The following is a 6,745-nucleotide window of genomic DNA, read 5'->3' as shown; positions in this document are numbered from 1 at the left end:
AAAACTCAGGATATGCATCAATCTAATCACAGAACGCTCTAATGACCTGCGTATAATAAAACGGCCCGGAAGAGCGATCTTCCGGGCCGTTTTTCATTATCCCGCCAGCATTATTCAGCCCTTGTGGGCTTTTTCATGTTCCTCACGCCGGGCTGTCACTTCGGCTTTCATCGCGTTCTGCACCTTTTCAAAGGCGCGGACTTCGATCTGGCGCACCCGCTCGCGCGAGATGTTGTAGACATGCGACAGGTCTTCGAGTGTCGCCGGGTCATCCTTCAGGCGGCGTTCCGTCAGGATATGGCGTTCACGTTCATTCAGGGACTGCATCGCATTTGCCAGCAGCGCCTTGCGCCCGGAATATTCCTCGTTTTCGGCAAGGGTCTGTTCCTGATTGTCGTGGTCGTCCACCAGCCAGTCCTGCCATTCCCCTTCGCTATCGGTGCGCAGGGGGGCGTTCAGGCTGTGATCCGGTGCGGACAGGCGCCGGTTCATGTTGACGACATCCTGTTCCGGGACACCCAGCGACTTTGCGATCTTGTCCACCTGTTCAGGTTGCAGGTCGCCATCGTCGATGGCCTGCATCTGCCCCTTCAGGCGACGCAGGTTGAAGAACAGCTTTTTCTGCGCCGCAGTGGTACCGATTTTCACCAGCGACCAACTGTGCAGGATATATTCTTGAATTGCGGCGCGGATCCACCACATGGCATATGTCGCCAGGCGAAAACCACGTTCGGGGTCGAAACGGCGCACGGCCTGCATCATGCCGATATTGCCTTCGCTGATCAGTTCCCCCACCGGCAGGCCATAACCGCGATAGCCCATCGCGATCTTCGCCACGAGGCGCAGGTGGGACGTAACCAGTTTATGTGCTGCTTCCGTGTCGCCCTTTTCCTTCCACAGGCGCGACAGTTTCAGCTCTTCCTCTGGGGAGAGCATCGGAAATTTGCGGATATCCCGAAGATATTTGGACAGGTTGTTTTCGGGGCCGGATAGAATTGCGGAAGAAGAGGCCATCAGAATCGGACTCCTGTGTCCGGATAAACAAGCTGGCGGGTCAGTCTGTAACGAGCAGGCGACCAACGGGTTGCAGCCGTTTTCCGAGAGACGCACGACTGGACTTGTTGTCGTCCCCACAGGACATCCCCGGAATGGGCGATATCGTGCGGGACGTCCAGTTAGCCTGGGGGCGTCGGCCCCGGCGAACATCCTCAAGCGATACTGTCCATTCCCCCGTGCGTCAAGGAAACGCGCATTAAACCGCCTTAATATCAGCCAATCGCGGCAAGCAGGTCCTGAAAATCGTGGGGGGGCGGCGTCTCGAACAGAAGATGCGCGCCCGTGCGGGGATGGACGAAACCAAGGCGTGCGGCATGGAGCGCCTGACGCGGAAAGTCGAGCGCCGTGGCCCGGGCATCGGCAGGCAGCCCACGCGCGGCGGCCGGGATGCGGCGCAGATAGGTCGGGTCCCCCACCAGGGCATGTCCCGCATGGGCGAAATGCACCCGGATCTGGTGCGTGCGCCCGGTCGCAAGCTTGCATTCCACATGGCTGAGGCTGCCGTGAAAGGTATCGAGCGTGCGGTAATGTGTCAGGGCATGTTTGCCCCCGCCATTACTGATGACGGCCATACGCTTGCGCTCGCGCCGGTCGCGTCCGATCGCCCCATCAAATGACCCGGTGGTGGGCGCGAGGACGCCCCAGCATACCGCCTGATAGGCACGTTCGATGTCACGGCTGGCAAAGGCGGCGGACAGCGCATGATGCGCCAGTTCCGTCTTGGCCGCCACCATCACGCCTGATGTGTCCTTGTCCAGCCGATGCACGATGCCCGGACGGCGTTCCCCGCCAATGCCTGTCAGGCTGTCGCCACAATGGCCCAGCAACGCATTGACCAGTGTTCCGTCCTCATTGCCCGGTGCGGGATGCACAACCAGTCCGGCGGGTTTGTCGAGGACGATCAGGTCGCGATCCTCAAACAGGACATCAAGCGCGATATCCTGTCCCTGCGGCGTTGCCGGGGCGGCGGCCGGCACGCGCAGTTCATATCGCATGCCCGCCCGCACCGGATCGGCCGGATCGCGCAGTACCACACCATCGCGCAGCAGGTGTCCGGCCTCCATCAGCGCCTTGATGCGCGAACGTGACAGCGTGCCAATCGTGTCGGCCATAAAGCGGTCGGTGCGTTGCCCTGCATCCCCGACGGTGGCAATGACGGGTTCAGGCTGGATGTCTTGGGTCATGGGCGTCCATTAATGGAAAAACTCGCGTTCGGAAACGGAAAGCACACGATGGAAAAACAGGGATCGCGCGCATTGCTTGCCGCGGTGATCGGCATGGGGATTGTGCTGGCGGTGGGATCGCTGGTTCTGGTGGGGGTTCTGGTGCATCGGATATCGCATCCCCGCGCCACCGCCCCGGCCACCATTCCGGCCCCCGCCGCAGTCACTGCGCCTGTGACAACCACCATGGCCGTGCTGCCGCAGGATCTGGGGCGGCTGGTGCTGGATGAACCGGCAGGCACGCATGTCACCTCCATTGCACGGCAGGCGGACATGGCGTTGGCGGTGGCGTTGACAGGTGGGGGCGCGGATCGTGTCATCATCTGGGATCTTGCGCATAATCGCATTATCGGGCGGTTGCAGGTTTCGCCCTGACAACACATCGGGGAAATGATCCGGTGTGAAAGAAAAATCACATAGATCGCATTTTGGGGGATTCGTCCGCTTGTGTCGGCTGACGCAATCCTCTAGAAGCGCCTTCGGCCTTGTCCCGTTCGTCTAGAGGCCTAGGACACCGCCCTCTCACGGCGGCAACACGGGTTCGAATCCCGTACGGGACGCCACTGTTTCTGCAATGGTTTTTGTGGAATTCGGTGTAATGTCTGAAAATAAACTGTCCCGGCCTTGCCAGAAATATCTGGTCATTGCCCTGGCGACACTCTCTGGCCTGTCCCTGCTCTTCATAAACAATGCCGTGCGCTGCCCTGTGGTCGTATGAGGCCGGAAATACGGGGCATGGCGCCATGAATCCGTATCCTGTCGGCATTGGCATGACCCATGTATCCGAAGGTACGAATGCTGCTTCGGATGTGGTTGAGGACTGGCCCTGCCAGATGCGCCAGCCCGGATGTTGTGACAACATTACAGATTTGTCATAATATATGTGATAATATAATAAATCTTATATATAAATATAGCAGGGGCTTTTTTTTGTAGGATATGGAATATTATTGTTTTTTAAGTTCCAAGGCGGAATGCGGCCACCCATGACGCCGTATGGCGATGTCCCGCCTTCATTTCGGAAGATGCGAACAGATTAGATGCGTTTGACCCTGCATACCGATTATGCCCTCCGGGTTCTGCTTTACGTTGCGTTGCGTCCAGAGACGCGCGTGTCGATACGTGAGGTGGCGCAGGCCAACAGGGTGTCGGAAACCCATATGGTCAAGGTTGTCCACAAGCTTGGGCGTGCCGGGCTGATTCGCACGGTCCGTGGCCGTGGCGGCGGGATAGAGCTGGGTCAGGCCGCCGAGGATATCCGCATCGGCGCCGTCGTGCGCCTGACAGAAGAGGAGCGGCAACTGGTCTCGTGCATGCGGCCCAAGGCCGAGGCCGAGGATTGTGTGCTGAGCGGGTTCTGCCAGTTCTATTTCGTTTTGGGCACTGCGCTTGATGCATTCATGGAAGTGCTGGACCGCTGGACGCTTGCGGATATCCTCAAGATGTCCGCGCGTGACGACATGATGCGTCGCCTGTTCATCGTTGACGAAGCTGTCCTGAACGATCAGCTTCCGCAATCGGGCGGTGCGGGATAATCTGTGCTTTACTTGCTTCTTTTCGTGGTCCGGGGCTGTTATTCTCACTTCTGGCGCGTAAAGATGTAAATATAATGCAGAATTCCCATGCAATCATTTGCGGTTTGGGAAGTGTCATTGATCTATGTCAACCCGGATTGAAATTTTAAATATCTTTCGGGTTTCCAATTCCCTTTGAACGTAAGAAGATTATTACACCTGCTTAAGCTTTCGGGTGTGGTGGCGTCTGGTTTGATCAGGTGGTGCCTGTCCTGGCAAGGGAAGGTTCCCGGTGTGGGTTCCGGCATGGTGCCGGGATGTCGATGTCGGGGCTTGTGATAAAATTACAACTGCCCCCAGGTCGTATCGTGGCACGGGCTTTGCCATTGTTTGCCAAGGGCGGGGTGATGATTATGATCGGGACGCGGCGCGGACTATATCCCAAGTAAATTTACGGTCGGGGATATGTTTCGGGAATTACGCCGCATCTGGTTCCGGTTTGTGTCGTATCGTGCTTTGAGTTCGCGTCTTTGGGGATATGTAAGATCTGATGCAGTTGATTTCCATGATGACTGAAGAAAACAATTCTCCGACCGCAAGTGGGGTCGGGCGACGTTCCTTTATGTCGGTCATGGCGGCGATGGGAGGGGCGCAGGTGCTTTCATCCACCGGTGCGTTCGCAGACCCCGCCCCCGATGCGGTGGCGCAGCAATGGGCCATCTTCCGCGCCAAGTATCTTCGTCCCAGCGGACGTGTCGTGGATACGGGCAATGGTGGCGAATCCCATAGTGAGGGGCAGGGCTATGGCATGCTCTTCGCCGCGTCGGCGGGGGACCTTGCGTCGTTCCAGTCGATGTGGATGTGGGCGCGCACCAACCTGCAGCATACCAATGACAAGCTGTTTTCCTGGCGGTTCCTCAAGGGGCATCAGCCCCCGGTGCCCGACAAGAACAATGCCACAGATGGCGACCTGCTGATCGCGCTTGCGCTTGGTCGTGCGGGCAAGCGTTTCCAGCGCCCCGATTACATTCAGGACGCCATGGCCATTTATGGCGATGTGCTGAACCTGATGACGATGAAGGCGGGACCGTATGTCGTCCTCATGCCCGGTGCTGTCGGCTTTACCAAGAAGGACAGCGTGATCCTCAACCTGTCCTATTACGTGATGCCCTCGCTGCTGCAGGCGTTCGACCTTACGGCCGACCCGCGCTGGCGTCAGGTGATGGAAGACGGGATTCGCCTTGTTTCCGCCGGGCGTTTCGGGCAGTGGCGCCTGCCCCCCGACTGGCTGGCGGTGAATCGCGCCACCGGTGCGCTGTCGATCGCATCGGGATGGCCGCCGCGCTTTTCCTATGATGCGATTCGGGTGCCGCTTTATTTTTATTGGGCGCATATGCTGGCGCCGAACGTGTTGGCTGATTTTACCCGATTCTGGAATAATTTCGGGGCTAATGCCCTGCCGGGATGGGTTGATCTGACAACAGGGGCGCGTTCGCCGTACAACGCCCCGCCTGGATATCTTGCTGTTGCCGAATGCACGGGGCTTGATTCTGCTGGGGAACTCCCGACACTGGATCATGCGCCCGATTATTATTCCGCAGCGTTGACGCTGCTCGTTTACATCGCGCGGGCGGAGGAGACTATAAAGTGAGTGCTTCAGGGTCTGATGAGGTGGCTGGGGGAGGGCAGGCTGGAAGTCCGCAGGATTTTCAGCGGGTCCTGCGTTCTTTTGGTGTCGAAGGTGGGCAGTATTCCTACCGGCCGTTTGTTGACCGTTCCTTTGATGTGACAGGCGTGCCCGAGGCTGTTGAAAGGCACTTCGATCAGGCGGAGCATGACACGGCGGTTGAGGAGCAGGTCACTCCCGCGCCACAAATCGCGGTCGCACCGCCACCGCCGCCAGTCGTTCCTGACCCGCCCGCCATCGTGACGGAAACCGCGCCCCCGCCGCCTGTCGTGGTCAGCGCGCCGGTCACGTATGAACCCCCGGCTGCCGCCGTGCCGGCAGAGCCTCCCGTTCAGGAAGCCCCCGTGCAGGCGGCGCCGGTTCCCCCCGCGCCTGTGCCCCCGATTGCGGAGCAGGCTCCTCCTGCGGCGCCGGATCCGGCATCCGTGCCGTATGCGAACGTCGCGGCGGCACCCGTTCCACCTGATCCCGCACCGGTTACGCCTGCGCCGCAGGCGCGCGTGACGGGGCCGAACACCCGTATGGTGGAACCCTTTTCCCGCCCGCAGGTCCGCACGGTGCAGGAGGGGGCAACCCCGTCACGTGTACCTTCGCGTTCAATGAACGCTTTCCCCCGCACATCAGCATCGTCCATAAGTGAGCGTCCGGTGGACAGGGGTGTTGCCGATGAATGGAGTCCTGTTCCGAAGGCACGCCTCAGCCCGCGGGAGCGTCCGCGTCCCGGCGATCTGAGCTTTTTCTTTCAGGGGATGCGCGACACCCGTGATGAAAAGAAGTTCTTTCCCGTGGCGTCCACGCGATCAGTTCGTTCTAATGTTTCCAGGATGACCAGCATGACCAAGACAGACACGAATTCCTCTCAGGCTTCTCGTCCCGGCAGCCCTGTCGCCTCGCCTGATGGGTCGCCCACAATGGCCGAAGTGTTCATGACGCTGGGTGGTCGTGCGACGGAACTCCTCAGCCCCCGTCCTTCGCTGCGGGAGGCGCTGTTGCGTCGTCGTGAAAACGAAGAAGAATCCTAAGGCCCTATATTCAGGCGACCGCCTGTCCCTGTGTCCCGCCTGGTGAAATGGCGGGGGCAGGGGCGGACACGCTGCACTGGCTCGGCGATCTATTCCGTCTTTGGCCTGGGTGATGTTTCCGCAGCCCAGGCGGGCCCGCTTTGCCCCGATGTGACCGCAGATGGTCGGGGTCAGGTTTTTTTGACGTAATTTTTCTGTTTTACAGCATTTCGGACGAGTTGTTTATGCCAGAGGTTCGGTCGT

6 protein-coding genes and 1 tRNA gene are annotated in these 6,745 nt (G+C 59.3%); 5 read left to right on the top strand and 2 right to left on the bottom strand.

Going from position 1 to position 6,745, the window contains the following annotated elements; translation table 11 throughout:
- Window positions 1-114: 114 nt before the first annotated feature.
- Both rpoH and B7G66_RS04050 read right to left on the bottom strand, forming a co-directional pair.
- Complete coding sequence (rpoH, locus tag B7G66_RS04055) at window positions 115-1,014, bottom strand: RNA polymerase sigma factor RpoH (protein WP_003617968.1); 900 nt, start codon at window positions 1,012-1,014, stop codon at window positions 115-117.
- 254 nt (window positions 1,015-1,268) lie between these two features.
- Complete coding sequence (locus B7G66_RS04050; RefSeq protein WP_003617969.1) at window positions 1,269-2,240, bottom strand: RluA family pseudouridine synthase; 972 nt, start codon at window positions 2,238-2,240, stop codon at window positions 1,269-1,271.
- A gap of 48 nt (window positions 2,241-2,288) precedes the next feature.
- Here B7G66_RS04050 and B7G66_RS04045 point away from each other — a divergent pair, with 48 nt between their 5' ends.
- From B7G66_RS04045 to B7G66_RS04020, 5 genes are all read left to right on the top strand, one after another.
- Window positions 2,289-2,654, top strand: coding sequence for a hypothetical protein (locus B7G66_RS04045; protein ID WP_040511556.1), 366 nt, complete (start codon window positions 2,289-2,291; stop codon window positions 2,652-2,654).
- A gap of 112 nt (window positions 2,655-2,766) precedes the next feature.
- Window positions 2,767-2,842: transfer RNA gene (locus B7G66_RS04040), tRNA-Glu, on the top strand.
- Window positions 2,843-3,319: 477 nt separating this feature from the next.
- Window positions 3,320-3,814 carry an RrF2 family transcriptional regulator gene (locus B7G66_RS04030; RefSeq protein ID WP_003617973.1) on the top strand — a complete coding sequence of 165 codons (495 nt, stop codon included), beginning with the start codon at window positions 3,320-3,322 and terminating at the stop codon, window positions 3,812-3,814.
- 544 nt (window positions 3,815-4,358) lie between these two features.
- Window positions 4,359-5,444, top strand: a complete 1,086-nt coding sequence (locus B7G66_RS04025; protein WP_040511559.1) for a glycosyl hydrolase family 8 — start codon at window positions 4,359-4,361, stop codon at window positions 5,442-5,444.
- Window positions 5,441-6,502, top strand: coding sequence for a hypothetical protein (locus tag B7G66_RS04020; protein WP_080545399.1), 1,062 nt, complete (start codon window positions 5,441-5,443; stop codon window positions 6,500-6,502). Before B7G66_RS04025 ends, B7G66_RS04020 begins: the two co-directional genes overlap by 4 nt.
- The last annotated feature ends 243 nt before the right edge of the window (window positions 6,503-6,745 follow it).

This window comes from Novacetimonas hansenii JCM 7643 (assembly GCF_000964405.1).
Classification (GTDB): Bacteria; Pseudomonadota; Alphaproteobacteria; order Acetobacterales; family Acetobacteraceae; genus Novacetimonas; species Novacetimonas hansenii.
Note: the sequence above shows the minus strand (reverse complement) of the source record. Positions and strands in the feature narration are given on the sequence as shown.